The organism is Brucella tritici (assembly GCF_008932285.1).
GTDB lineage: Bacteria > Pseudomonadota > Alphaproteobacteria > Rhizobiales > Rhizobiaceae > Brucella > Brucella tritici.
Genome location: NZ_WBVY01000004.1, coordinates 482098 through 494462 on the forward strand (window position 1 = coordinate 482098; position 12365 = coordinate 494462).

The following is a 12365-nucleotide window of genomic DNA, read 5'->3' on the forward strand; positions in this document are numbered from 1 at the left end:
CGCTCAGTTCCCTCCGAGAATATCTTCGATGAAAGGACGGCAGCCCGCAGTCAGACCGGCATCGACCGGAAGGATCGCGCCGGTAATGCCCGAAGCACGATCCGACGCCAAAAATGCGACCGTTTCCGCCACTTCACTTGTGTCAACGATACGCCCCAACGGATAAAAGCGCTGCAGGCGGTCCAGCACGCTTACATCCTGCGCGATACGATGATCCCATGCAGGCGTTCTTATCGACCCCGGACAGACGACATTGGCGCGCACGCCCTTCCTTCCGAACTCAACCGCAATACCGCGCGCAAAAGCATTGATTCCGGCTTTGGCAGCCGCATAAGCCGGGTTTCCGAAATGCAGGAGACCGTTGACCGAGGAAATGAAGACAAAAACGCCGTGTCCGCGCGCCGCCATGGCCTGTGCCATGACATTGGAAAATCCGGCAACCGCAGTCAGGTTGAGGTCGATCTCAGCGTCGATATTGCCCTGCCCCAGCCCATCGAAGGTCTCGGCACGGGTCCAGCCCGCATTGTTGATGACAATATCGGGCAGGCCCGGTTCCGCTATGATCCGCTCTGCGGCCAGCTCCAGTCCCTCACGGTCAAGCAGATCAAAGGCATGACGCGCATGAAAATCATCGCCGGTCATTGCCTCCAGTGTGGTATCGCAACCGATCACGCGGGCGCCGCGTTCAGAGAACAGCTTGACCAGCGCGCTTCCAACACCGCCACCGGCCCCGGTAACCAGCACCGACTTTCCCGCAAATTCGCCTGCTTGCTCCACGCTATTCCCCTTTTATGCGGCAGCTTTCTGCACCTGTTTATTCCCACCAGCGTAAAAGTCAAAATGTAAGTTTGCAACAAAACTTTTTGCTTGAAAGTACCAGTTAAGCCGATAATGTAAGAAAATAACAAAAATAGATCGTCATCGCACCAATGCGGGGCAAAACAAGGGAACGGGAAGATGTCTATCAACAAATGGAAGGCTGGCCTTCTGGCCGGATTGAGCATTCTGGCGCTATCGTCGGTCGCAAATGCTGGCGAAGTGCGCATGACCGTGGCGGAGTACAGCTCCAAGACCGGTCCCTATTTCGAAGAGGTCAAGAAGGCGTTTGAAGCTGCCAACCCCGGCATTACGCTCAATTTCGAAATTGTTCCGTGGGATGTGCTTCTACAGAAACTGACCACCGACATTTCAGCAGGCACCAATGCAGACCTTTCGATCATCGGCACGCGCTGGCTGATCGATTTCGTGCAACAGGGTATCGCCGAACCGCTCGACGGTTACATGAACGACGAGTTCAAGGGCCGCTTCATTGAGACTTTCCTGTCTCCGTCCGTCCTTGAGGGCAAGACTTACGGCCTGCCGATCGCGGCGTCTGCCCGCGCCATGTATTACAACAAGGATCTCCTGGCCAAGGCAGGTGTCGAAAACCCGCCCGCAACCTGGGACGAACTGAAAGCCGCTGCCACCAAGATCAAGGCGCTTGGCGGAGAGAATTACGGTTTCGGCTTACAGGGCAAGGAAATCGAGACCGACGTTTATTACTATTACGGCATGTGGTCCTATGGGACAGAAATTCTCAACAAGGACGGCACGTCGGGTCTCAGCACACCGGGCGCACTTGAAGCCGCGAAGCTTTACAAGTCGCTGATCGACGATGGCCTGACCCAGCCTGGCGTCACTTCCTATGCACGCGAGGACGTGCAGAACCTCTTCAAGCAGGGCAAGGTCGGCATGATGATTACCGCGCCTTTCCTTTCCAACCAGATCAAGGAAGAAGCCCCGAACCTCAAATATGGCGTTGCAGCCATTCCTGCCGGGCCAACAGGCGCACGTGGCACCTATGGCGTGACCGATTCCGTCATCATGTTCCAGAATTCCAAGAACAAGGAGGAAGCCTGGAAGGTGCTCGACTTCCTGTTCCAGACCGAATGGCGCGCCAAGTTCACGCAGGGCGAAGGCTTCCTTCCGGTCAACAAGGAAGAAGCGAAGATGGATTATTACGTCAATAATGCCGATCTCGCCGCCTTCACCGCACTGCTGCCGGATGCCCGCTTTGCACCGATCATTCCCGGTTGGGAAGAAATTGCCGACATCACGTCCAATGCCATGCAGAGCATTTATCTCGGCAAGGGCGAACCTGATGCCGTGCTGAAGGACGCCGCTGCCAAGGCGGACGCGATCCTGAAGAAGTAACACTCCCCGCCTGCCCGGCAGTGCCCTCGCTCTGCCGGGCTTTTTTCTTTTCAGGATTTTGATTGCCGATGCAAAGCCGCACCCTGCCCTATCTCCTGATTCTGCCGAGCTTGCTTCTGGCTGCGGTGGTGATCTTCTGGCCCGTGGTGCATCTCGTCGAAATTGCCAGCCATGACGTGAACCGCTTCGGGCAGCTACGCGATTTCAACGACGGCGCAAATTTCACTGCGCTTTTCGCAACGCCCGATTTCCTCAATGCACTCTGGCGCACCGCACTTTGGACCGTCGCCGTGGTTGGCGGCGCGCTGATCGTTTCCATTCCAGTCGCCATCATCCTCAACATGGATTTCTATGGCCGCTCGGTAGCGCGCGTCATCGTCATGCTACCCTGGGCGGTTTCACTCACCATGACTGCCATTGTCTGGCGTTGGGCGCTCAACGGCGAAAGCGGAATGCTCAATTCCGCACTGCGTAATCTCGGCATCATCGACAGCAACATTCAATGGCTGGCGAGCGCTGTTACCGCCTTTCCCATGCAGATACTGGTCGGTATTCTGGTCACCGTGCCCTTCACCACCACGATCTTTCTCGGCGGACTGTCATCCATCCCGGAGGATCTCTACGAAGCATCGTCTCTGGAAGGTGCCAGTCTGTGGCAGCAGTTTCGCGAAATCACCTTTCCGCTGCTCAAGCCCTTCGTCAACATCGCCATCGTTCTCAATACGATCTATGTCTTCAATTCTTTCCCGATCATCTGGGTCATGACGCAGGGCGGACCGGCAAACTCCACCGATATTCTGGTGACGCATCTCTACAAGCTCGCTTTCCGCCTCGGAAAGCTGGGAGAAGCCTCCGCCGTATCGCTTATCATGCTGGCAATACTCCTCGTCTTCACGGCGATCTATATCCGCCTCGCAATGCGGGGAGAACGCGCATGACCGGCTCGAAGCTGAAACGCACAATCATTGCCTGGGCCGTTCTGTCGCCGCTTATCGTGCTGACACTCTTTCCCTTCGCGGTGATGTTTTTCACCGCCGTCAAACCGCCACAGGAAGTCCTGTCTCCAACATGGTGGCCAACCAGCTTCCGCTGGCAGAATTTTTCGGAAATGTGGGTTCAGACCAAATTCGGGCAAGCGCTTCTGAACTCGCTTTACGTCTCGGTCATTGCTTCCGTCGGCGCCATCATCGTCTCCATTCCTGCCGCCTACGCCATGTCGCGCTTCCGCTTTGCAGGCCATGGTGCATTCCGGCAATTTCTGCTTATTTCGCAGATGATCTCGCCTATCGTTCTGGTGCTGGGCCTTTTCCGGCTGCTCGCCGCCTATGGATTGATTGAAAGTGTCTCTGCGGTCGGTGCAGTCTACATGGCCTTCAACATAGCCTTTACCGTGTGGATGCTGCAGAGCTATTTCGACACCATACCGCGCGATCTGGAAGAAGCCTCGTGGATGGAAGGCGCCGGACGCGGCAAGACACTGATAAAAGTGTTCCTGCCGCTTTGCCTGCCCGCCATTGCCGTCACGGCAATCTTCACCTTCATCAATGCCTGGAACGAATTTGTCGTGGCGCTGACCATGCTGCGCAGGCAGGAAAGCTACACCCTGCCCATTCAGGTCTTCTCGCTCGTCGCGGGGCGCTACACGGTCGAATGGCACTACGTCATGGCAGCCACCTTTCTTGCAACACTGCCGGTCGCCATCCTTTTCATCTGGCTCCAGCGCTATCTCATCAAGGGACTGGCCCTTGGAGCAGTCAAATAACCGGAGAAACTCATGTCCAGAAAACAGGTCTTCGGCGCATCGCATGTGCCTCTTTCCCCCGCCGTTCGCGCAGGCGACACAGTCTATATTTCGGGTCAGGTGCCAGTCGGACCAAACGGCCAGATCGTTGAGGGCGGCATTGAAGCGCAGACGAAACAGGTGCTCGAAAACGTCAAGGCCGCACTGGCACTTGCAGGCGCCACAATGGAAGACGTGGTCAAAACCACCATATGGCTGGAAGATGCTCGGGATTTCGGGCGGATGAATGCCGTTTACGGCACCTATTTTCCAAAAGAGCCTCCAGCACGTACCACTGTCGAATCCCGCCTGATGATCGACATCAAGATCGAAGTCGAGGCCATCGCCTACGCACCGCAGAAATAAGCACGTCACCTCCCCGCACAGAGTATCTCCATGCGCATTTTCACTGCATCGCTTGCGACAGAAACCAATACGTTTTCGCCGGTTCCAACCGATAGAGCCTCGTTCGAAATGGCCTTCTATGCCGCACCGGGCAAGCATCCGGAAACGCCGACGCTTTGCTCTTCACCCATTGTCGCATTGCGCAAGCGGGCGGCGGCGGAAGGATTGACTGTCATTGAAGGCACTGCCACCTGGGCGGAACCTGGCGGTTTGTTGCAGCGGCAGGCTTTCGAGGAATTGCGCGATGAAATTCTCGATCAGCTCAAGGCGGCAATGCCCGTTGATGCAGTCGTTCTCGGCCTGCATGGCGCCATGGTCGCCCAAGGTTACGACGATTGCGAGGGTGATCTTCTGGAGCGCGTGCGCGCCATTGTCGGGCCGGATATTCTGGTTGCCAGCGAATTCGATCCGCATAGTCATCTGACGCCGAAGCGTGTCGAAAACCTCAATATTTTCGCGTCGTTCCTCGAATTTCCTCACACGGATTTTTATGAGCGTGGCGAGCATGTGGTCGATCTTGCGCTCGATGCCCTGAAAGGTCACATCAAGCCGGTCATATCCACATTCGACTGCCATATGATCAGTGTATTTCCCACAAGCAAAGAGCCAATGCGCTCCTTCGTCGACCGCATCAAGGCAATGCACGGCAAGGATGGCATCCTGTCCATTTCCGTCATTCATGGCTTCATGGCTGCCGATGTGCCGGAAATGGGAACCCGCATTCTTGTCGTCACCGACAACGATCCGGCCAAGGGCGCAGCACTTGCAGAAAAACTCGGGCGTGAACTGATCGCCATGCGCGAGCAGACGCTGATGACCATGTTCGACACTGATCAGGGCATCGATAGGGCGCTGGCTGCCCATGCAGCCAATCCTGCCAAACCTGCGGTGATCGCCGATGTATGGGACAATCCCGGCGGCGGCGTTGCGGGTGACGGAACTTATGTACTTCGCCGCCTGATCGAACGTGGCATCGATAATATCGGCGTGGCCACGATCTGGGACCCCATCGCAGTGACATTCTGCCATGCGGCAGGCGAAGGTGCCGTGATCGACCTGCGTTTCGGCGGCAAGTCTGGCCCGCTTGGCGGCGAGCCCATTGATGCGCGTGTGACGGTCATGAAAACCCTTGCCGAAGGCTGGCAGAGTTTTGGCCCAAGCCGCGTGACGCTTGGAGCCTCGGCGGTGGTGCGAATTGAAGGCACCGAGATCGACATCATTCTCAACACCAACCGGACACAGACATTCGAGCCGGATATCTTCTCGAATATCGGCATCGACCCGATGAAGAAGGACATATTGGTGGTCAAATCCACCAATCATTTTCACGCGGGCTTTGTGCCGATTGCTGCCGAGATCATCTATGTTGCAGCGCCCAGCTCTTATCCGAGCAATCCGCGCACGACCAATTACCGCAAGCTCAGCCGTGCCATCTGGCCGCGCGTCGAAAACCCTTGGTGACCAAATGAAAAAAGCGCGGGAAATCCCGCGCTTTTCCTTGATTAGAGCGCATCCCGAAAAGTGTGAAACGGTTTTCGGAAAAGATGCGCGTTAAAGTAAAAGATTAGAGCGCCGATCTGATCCAATCAGATCGAAACGCACTCTAATGAGCCAGATAGGTTGAGATAATCGGCACGTAAGTAACCAGCGCCAGCAGGATGAACAGCGCCATATACATGCTGAACGCCTGACGGGTGAAATCTCCCACCCTCACCTTCGCAATATTGCAGACCATCAGCATGACCGTTCCGACAGGCGGTGTCAGCGTGCCAATCGACAGGTTGATAATCACGATGATGCCGAAATGTACCGGATCAATGCCCAGAGCCTTTACCGTCGGCATCAAGAGCGGTACCAGAACGATCATCAGGGCCGTACCCTCGATCAGCGCACCGAGAATCAGCAGGATCACGTTGACTGCCAGCAGGAACGCATAAGGATTGCTGGTGAAAGACGAGATAAGCTGCATCAGCGACTGGCCGGCCTGTTCAAGCGAAAACACCCAGGCAAGTGCCGACGACGCCATAATGACCAGCATGACAGACGCAGTCGATTTGGCCGTTTCGATCAGCGAATCCACCACATGCGAGATGCGCATTTCGCGATAGATCACGAAGCCGATAATCAGAACCAGCGTGACAGCAACTGCACCGGCTTCTGTCGGGGTGAAGATGTTCAAGCGGATGCCGCCGATGATCGCGAACAGCAGCAGCACCGCAGGCCATGCCGAAGCGAGTGTCGAGACAACTTCGGCTCCGCTCATCCGCTTTTCACGGCTTGGCTTGTAGCCGCGCTTTACCGATGTGACATACGCCGCAATCATCAGGATAACGGCGCCCAGAATGCCCGGAACGACACCGGCCATGAACATCTTGCCGATGGAAACATCCGCAATCAGACCATAGATGATGAGCGCAATGCCTGGGGGAATGATGGGCGTAATCAGCGAGCCTGCAGCCGTCACCGCGCAGGAAAATGCCTTGTCATAGCCACGCTTGACCATTTCCGGCACCATCATGCGGGTGAGCATGGCGCTGTCGGCCAGATTGGAAGCGCTGACGCCACCCATCAGAGTGGAAACCATGATGTTGGTGAGCGCCATGCCACCACGCATACGACCGACCAGAATTTCCGCAACCTTGATCAGACGTTCTGCAATACCGGTATGTGACATCACCGTGCCAAGCATGATGAAGAACGGAATGGCGAGCAACGACGTGTTCTGTGCCGGGCTGATGAAGCGCTGCACAGCAATCGCTATCGGCATCTGGTTGAAAAAGGTGAAATAGGTGAAGACCGCGATCAGAATGGCCACATAAAGGCGCATATTGAGCGCAATCAGCGCCAGCATGATGAGAACGATGGTGGTCAGATTCATGCCTTGCCTCCCGCAAAAGCGGCACGCAAGTATTTGAATGCGCTTGCAAACATATAAAGAGCGATAATAACGAAGCCGACCGGCACAGCGATATCGATCCAGTAATAGGAAACCCGCAGCACGTCAGTCACTTTGAACTGAGCCGCAACCGAAAGCTTGTAACCGGCATAGGACACGTAAAGCAGGAACAGTCCCGACAGGGTGGAGACGATGGCGTTGACGACATCGCGCACCTTTTCCGACAGCATATCCACGAGCATTGGAATGGCAAGATGCTGGTTGCTGCGTTCTGCGGCGACACTGCCGAGCATCACGATCCAGATCATTAACAGACCGGCCATTTCCTCGGTCCATTGCAATGGCTGATGCATCCAGTAGCGCATGACAACAGCGGCATTGAACATTGCCAACAGCACGAAAAGCGGCGCGGCGGCCAGCCAGTCGATCAGTTTTTCAAAGTATTTCATCGAATTGAATTCCATGACCATGCCATGCCGCGGGCAAGCTGCGACATGACAATATCCGGATTGAAGGGATCAGTTCAGTTCAGCCTGAATCTGTTCGTAAAGACCTGGCGACCATTCCGGGAACTGGGTGTAGACCTTTTCAGCAAGCGCCTTGAAAGGAGCACGGTCGACTTCGATGATCTCGACACCGGCTTCCTTCATCTTTTCGATCATTTCATTGTCTTTTTCGATCGTCAGCTTCTGGCTGTAGAGGCCCGCATCATAGGCAGACTCATGGATCATCTTGAGCTGATCTTCCGGCAGCGTGGAGAAGAAGGCTTCGCCGCCGACGATGAGCGCCACGTTGGTCAGATAGCCGACCTTGCTCAGATATTTGGCTTCTTCCTGGAACTTCTGGCCGTAAAGAACCGAAATCGGATTCTCAACGCCATCGATCACGCCTTGCGCCAGCGCCGGGAAGGTTTCGCCCAGCGGCATCGGGGTCGGCGTTGCGCCCATGGCCTCGAAGGTCTTGATCTGCATGACGTTGTTCGGCACGCGGATCTTCATGCCCTTCAGGTCTTCCGGCGTGCGGATCGGCTTCTTGGAAATGATCTGACGAATGCCATAGAGATAGTTCGGCATTACGATGTGAATGCCCTTCTTCTTCAGCTCTTCGCTCTTTTTCTTGAACCAGGGACCGTCATAAACCTTGAACAACTGCGCCGGATCGTCAGTCAGGAACGGGCCATAAAGCACGCCGAGGTCCGGGTCATATTCGGCCAGAAAGCCAACGTCGGAAATAGTCACGACATTGAGGCCCATCATGGCCTGCTCGGTCACGTCCTTCTTGGAGCCAAGCTGCGAGCTTGGGTAGAGTTCAAGCGTGATTTCGCCGTTGCTGCGCTTGGCGAGATCATCTTTCCAGTAATGCATTACCTCATCGAAAGGCTCGCCGGGATTGTTTTCATAGGCAACCTTGATCGACACATTGGCGGCGTATGCAGCCATGCTTCCTGCCAGCAACATGCTGGCGGCGATCATGCCGGTAACGAGTTTCTTCATCTTTGTCCTCCCGTATGGGGTCATTAAACAATTGGCCTTTTGGCCGGTTTCCTCCACTAGCGTCCGGTGCCTTCCTTACTGGCACCGAACATTTGCTTCGATTTCAGTCGTGTTCGATGATGATCTTCAAAACATTGCGATCACCGTCCCAATAGGGAAGTGCCGCTTCAGCCTCATCGAACGGAAATACCTTCGAGATCAGCTTGTCGGCATCCGCCCCAAGCTTTTCCAGATGCGCAATCACGGCTTCGAAATCCGTGAGCGTCGCATTGCGCGATCCCATGATGTCGAGTTCCTTCAGGTTGAAGAACTGTGTCTGATAGGTGACCGGCGCCTTGGAATAGCCGACATAAACCACGCGCCCCGCAAAGCCTGCCAGATCGACAGCCTGCGTGAAGGTGATCGGCAGGCCAACCGCTTCAAAGGCAACATCCACACCGTCGTCGTTGGTCAGTTCCTGAACCTTCGCTACTACATCCTCACCACCTGGCAGAGCGTGCGTTGCACCAAATTGCAGCGCCAGTTCGCGCTTTTCAGCACTTGGATCGACGGCGATAACCTTCGCACCGCGCGCAAGCGCGCCAATAAGAACACCCATGCCAATCATGCCGCAACCGAGAACAGCAACCGTATCGCCTGCCTGAACGCGTCCGCGCTCGACGGCATGGAAGCCAACCGAAAGCGGCTCAACCAGCGCCAGATGACGAGGTGCCAGCGTATCATTCAGGATCAGCTTTTCGGCAGGCAGCACGATCTGGTCAGCCAAGCCGCCATTTTGCTGGACGCCAAGCGTTTTGTTATAACGACACGCATTAAGCCGACCTTTGCGACAGGACGAACATTCACCGCAATTCGTATAGGGTAGCACGATGACCCGCTTGCCTTTGGCGTGGGCAGCACTGACGCCCTCTCCGGCTTCCATGATCTCGCCGCCGATTTCATGCCCCGGAATACGCGGCAGTTGCACCAGCGGATTAAGCCCCTTGAAGGTGTTCAGATCGCTACCGCACAGACCCACATGCCGAACCCGCACGCGGACTTGACCGGCCAGCAACGGCGCTTCGTCGATTTCTGCAAAACGTGTGACGTTTTCGCTCTCGATACGCAGAGCTTTGACCATCGAATTATTCCTGTCAGTCGTCATTAGAGAAAGAGGATCAGGTTACGGCACCGACCTGCCAAGGCACGAATTCGTTGTCGCCATAGTCGTAGACTTCGCTCAACGTCTTCTCGCCGGATGCGACCGCGATGATATGTTCGAAGATACGGGTGCCGGACTGCTCGATGGTCTCGTCGCCGGTGACGATACCCCCGCAATTGATGTCCATGTCTTCCTTCATGTGCTCGTACATTTCGGAATTCGTGGCGATCTTGATGCAAGGCGAAGGTTTGAAGCCGGAAACCGAGCCGCGTCCAGTCGTGAAACAAATCACGTTGCAGCCGCCAGCCACCTGTCCGGTTACCGCGACAGGATCGTAACCCGGCGTGTCCATGAACACGAAGCCGGGTTCAGTCACGGTTTCAGCGAATTCATAGACGGCCTTGAGCGGCATGGAGCCACCCTTGGCAACGGCGCCGAGCGACTTTTCCAGAATGGTGGTCAGCCCGCCAAGCTTGTTGCCGTGCGACGGATTGTTGTTGAGCTCGTCGCCATTGCGCGCCGTGTAATCACGCCACCAGTCGATGCGCTGCAATAGCTTTTCGGCGACCGCAGGCGTTACCGCGCGACGGGTCAAAAGATGTTCAGCGCCGTAGATTTCCGGTGTTTCCGAAAGAACGGTCGTGCCGCCATTGCGCACGATAAGGTCAGAGGCATAGCCCAATGCCGGATTGGCCGAAATGCCGGAATAGCCATCCGACCCGCCGCATTCCAGCGCCACTTTCAGCTTCGACAGAGGCTGTTTGGTGCGCACCGCCGAATTGACCAGCGGTAGCATTTCCTTGATCTCCGCAATCGCGTGATCGATAGTCTTGCGCGTGCCACCATGCTGCTGGATCGTCATGGTGCGCAGGCGTGAGCCTTCCTCCATGCGATAATGTTCGAGGATCGGCGCAATCTGGTTGGTTTCGCAGCCAAGCCCGATCAGCAATATGCCGCCGAAATTCGGATGCTTGGCATAGCCCTGAATAGTGCGTGTCAAAAGACGATAGCCTTCCGACTTGGTATTGAGCGCGCAACCGCTGCCATGCGTCAGCGCCACGACACCATCGACATTGTCGAAACCGTCGAGACCGCCCATGCGGTTGAAATAATCCGCGATGTAACGCGACACCGTAGCCGAGCAATTGACCGACGAAATCACGCCGATGAAATTGCGTGTGCCGACACCGCCAGCGCCCCGGTCATAGCCCATGAAATGACGACGCTCCGCCTCGGGCAGCATACCGCGTTCATCGATATCGATGGAGAACTGATGCTCGTGTTCGGAGGGCAGCATGGCGAGGTTCTGCAAATGCACATGCTCGCCCTGAGCAATATCCTTCGTCGCAACACCGATCACCTGACCGTATTTCAGGACTTCCTTGCCTTCCGGAATATCGCGAATGGCAACCTTGTGTCCGCGTCCGATCAGCTCGCTGGCCTTGATCCCGTCAAGGCCGATCGGATCACCGGCACGAACCGAAATGCGCGCAACCGCAACATCATCCGACGGATGCAGCAGAATAACCGGCGCAACCGCTGTTTCAACGGATTCATTCATTTGTCTGACCTCACTCCCAAATCGTCCCGGCTAATCACTCGCTGGGTTCGTTATCCATCCAACGCTGCTTGGATCGGTCCAGATGCGTTCGCATGGCTGCCTGCGCCTGAAGCGGATCCCTCGCTTCCAGCGCCGCATAGATGGCTTCGTGCTCGGCCAGAGCCAGAGCCCATGTATCGTTATCCTCGAAGCGCGTCCTGATATGCGACGTCAGCGGACTATGCCGATCGTCAAAAAGGTCGCGCACGATGCGCACCAGCACGGAATTTCCCGATTGCTCGGCAATGAGCAGATGAAACTGCCTGTCGAGCTCAATCGCCTTGCGCCCAGCATCGACATTCACCTTCATTGCATCAATCGTTGCGCGCAATTCGGCCAGCGTCTCAGGCGTCATGCGTGCGCAGGCCGTAACGACCACGCTGCCTTCGACCATTTCGCGTGCCTGCATGATTTCAAGTGGGCTCTCGCCGATGGAAGCGCCATGCGAAAGCGAACGCTTTTCCGACTCTGCCGTGACGTAAATGCCGGAACCCATGCGGATTTCGACATTACCGGCGATTTCGAGAGCAATCAGCGCCTCACGTAGCGAAGGCCGCGACACGCCAAGTTGCTGCGCCAGCTCGCGTTCAGCCGGCAGCCTGCTGCCAGCAGGAAACTGGCCATCCTGGATAAGGCTCCTCACCCGATCTGCAATCTGCTGATAAAGCCTGCGGGGTTCCGCGGTTGCCGTAAAGTCGCTCATTGTGCTCCCAAATTCGCCTCTCCTCGAATTGGCCTTACCATATTTCCAACCGGATAGAAGCGCAATATGCTTAAAATCCCGAAGAATTGCGGCAAAAAGCACATTTCCACATCTGGAACCGAACCAATCTCTCGATAAAGATTCCTACTGGCTT

General features: G+C 55.9%; 12 protein-coding genes. 5 read left to right on the forward strand and 7 right to left on the reverse strand.

Annotated features, from left to right (window positions below; genetic code table 11):
• Window positions 1–3: 3 nt before the first annotated feature.
• Window positions 4–777, reverse strand: coding sequence for an SDR family oxidoreductase (locus F9K94_RS16775; RefSeq protein WP_151647065.1), 774 nt, complete (start codon window positions 775–777; stop codon window positions 4–6).
• 180 nt (window positions 778–957) lie between these two features.
• Here F9K94_RS16775 and F9K94_RS16780 point away from each other — a divergent pair, with 180 nt between their 5' ends.
• The 5 genes from F9K94_RS16780 (at window position 958) to F9K94_RS16800 (ending at window position 5839) form a co-directional block, all read left to right on the forward strand.
• Window positions 958–2193: an ABC transporter substrate-binding protein gene (locus F9K94_RS16780; protein ID WP_061346979.1), complete on the forward strand. Its 1236-nt coding sequence runs from the start codon at window positions 958–960 to the stop codon at window positions 2191–2193.
• Between the two features lie 68 nt (window positions 2194–2261).
• On the forward strand, window positions 2262–3131 hold the full coding sequence (locus F9K94_RS16785; RefSeq protein WP_151647067.1) for a carbohydrate ABC transporter permease: 870 nt from the start codon (window positions 2262–2264) through the stop codon (window positions 3129–3131).
• Window positions 3128–3955, forward strand: a complete 828-nt coding sequence (locus F9K94_RS16790) for a carbohydrate ABC transporter permease (RefSeq protein ID WP_151647069.1) — start codon at window positions 3128–3130, stop codon at window positions 3953–3955. Before F9K94_RS16785 ends, F9K94_RS16790 begins: the two co-directional genes overlap by 4 nt.
• Window positions 3956–3967: 12 nt before the next feature.
• Window positions 3968–4339, forward strand: coding sequence for a RidA family protein (locus F9K94_RS16795; protein WP_012093249.1), 372 nt, complete (start codon window positions 3968–3970; stop codon window positions 4337–4339).
• A 30-nt stretch (window positions 4340–4369) separates the two neighbouring features.
• The gene (locus tag F9K94_RS16800; protein WP_151647071.1) at window positions 4370–5839 is read left to right on the forward strand and encodes a M81 family metallopeptidase; all 1470 of its coding nucleotides are present in this window, start codon (window positions 4370–4372) and stop codon (window positions 5837–5839) included.
• 142 nt (window positions 5840–5981) lie between these two features.
• Here the strand turns inward: F9K94_RS16800 and F9K94_RS16805 are convergent, their stop codons facing one another.
• The 6 genes from F9K94_RS16805 to F9K94_RS16830 form a co-directional block, all read right to left on the reverse strand.
• A complete protein-coding gene (locus F9K94_RS16805) occupies window positions 5982–7256 on the reverse strand; it encodes a TRAP transporter large permease (RefSeq protein ID WP_151647073.1) in 1275 nt (424 codons plus the stop codon).
• Window positions 7253–7723 carry a TRAP transporter small permease gene (locus tag F9K94_RS16810; protein WP_151647075.1) on the reverse strand — a complete coding sequence of 157 codons (471 nt, stop codon included), beginning with the start codon at window positions 7721–7723 and terminating at the stop codon, window positions 7253–7255. The genes F9K94_RS16805 and F9K94_RS16810 overlap by 4 nt, the downstream gene beginning before the upstream one ends.
• Window positions 7724–7792: 69 nt before the next feature.
• Window positions 7793–8767 (reverse strand): C4-dicarboxylate TRAP transporter substrate-binding protein, encoded by a 975-nt coding sequence (locus F9K94_RS16815; RefSeq protein WP_151647077.1) that lies wholly within the window; start codon window positions 8765–8767, stop codon window positions 7793–7795.
• A 103-nt stretch (window positions 8768–8870) separates the two neighbouring features.
• Entirely contained in the window at window positions 8871–9887 is a 1017-nt protein-coding gene (locus tag F9K94_RS16820; protein ID WP_151647079.1) for a zinc-binding alcohol dehydrogenase family protein, read from the reverse strand.
• A gap of 37 nt (window positions 9888–9924) precedes the next feature.
• Window positions 9925–11469 (reverse strand): UxaA family hydrolase, encoded by a 1545-nt coding sequence (locus F9K94_RS16825; protein WP_151554449.1) that lies wholly within the window; start codon window positions 11467–11469, stop codon window positions 9925–9927.
• A gap of 34 nt (window positions 11470–11503) precedes the next feature.
• Window positions 11504–12211: a FadR/GntR family transcriptional regulator gene (locus tag F9K94_RS16830; RefSeq protein WP_151647081.1), complete on the reverse strand. Its 708-nt coding sequence runs from the start codon at window positions 12209–12211 to the stop codon at window positions 11504–11506.
• Between the last annotated feature and the right edge of the window lie 154 nt (window positions 12212–12365).